Origin of the sequence: Pseudoalteromonas sp. SR45-6, assembly GCF_014163545.1 — a bacterium.
Lineage (GTDB): Bacteria > Pseudomonadota > Gammaproteobacteria > Enterobacterales > Alteromonadaceae > Pseudoalteromonas > Pseudoalteromonas rhizosphaerae.
Genome location: NZ_JACJDM010000168.1, coordinates 1 through 625 on the forward strand (window position 1 = coordinate 1; position 625 = coordinate 625).

General features: G+C 40.2%; 2 tRNA genes and 1 rRNA gene. All 3 read left to right on the forward strand.

Annotated features, from left to right (window positions below):
- A 16S ribosomal RNA gene (locus H5158_RS22725) occupies positions 1 to 77 on the forward strand; the annotation flags it as partial.
- A 76-nt stretch (positions 78 to 153) separates the two neighbouring features.
- Positions 154 to 230 (forward strand) — tRNA-Ile (locus tag H5158_RS22730).
- 46 nt (positions 231 to 276) lie between these two features.
- Positions 277 to 352: transfer RNA gene (locus tag H5158_RS22735), tRNA-Ala, on the forward strand.
- Positions 353 to 625 lie beyond the last annotated feature (273 nt).

Here is a 625-nt window from a genome sequence, read left to right on the forward strand (position 1 = left end):
CCACGGAGTGATTCATGACTGGGGTGAAGTCGTAACAAGGTAGCCCTAGGGGAACCTGGGGCTGGATCACCTCCTTATACGATTTAGAACTTATTTGTTCGTAGTGTCCACACAGATGATTGTTATTGTAAAGAGAACAAACACTTATTGTTTGGGTCTGTAGCTCAGTTGGTTAGAGCGCACCCCTGATAAGGGTGAGGTCGGTAGTTCAAATCTACTCAGACCCACCACTTCTTCAACGAAGTCGGTAATCAAACAATAAGTACCAGCATATGTGGGGCTATAGCTCAGCTGGGAGAGCGCCTGCCTTGCACGCAGGAGGTCAGCAGTTCGATCCTGCTTAGCTCCACCACTTACTTCTTAAAAATAAATATTCTTTTATCGGGCAGCATAATAGCCTGAGAATAGAGTGTGTTTAATTTTGAGAGGTTTTTGTATCTCTTGCTCTTTAAAAATTTGGAAAAGCTGATAATAAAATTCGTATGAATACAGTGTATTTGTACAGAGTTTTCAAAAGTAAAAAAGAATGATAGCAGTATCATTCAGTGCCATTTAGTTAACTCTTAGGAGTTGATTGATTGGTATCTACTTTAGTATTCAATATTAACTTCTGGCGAAGTTAAAC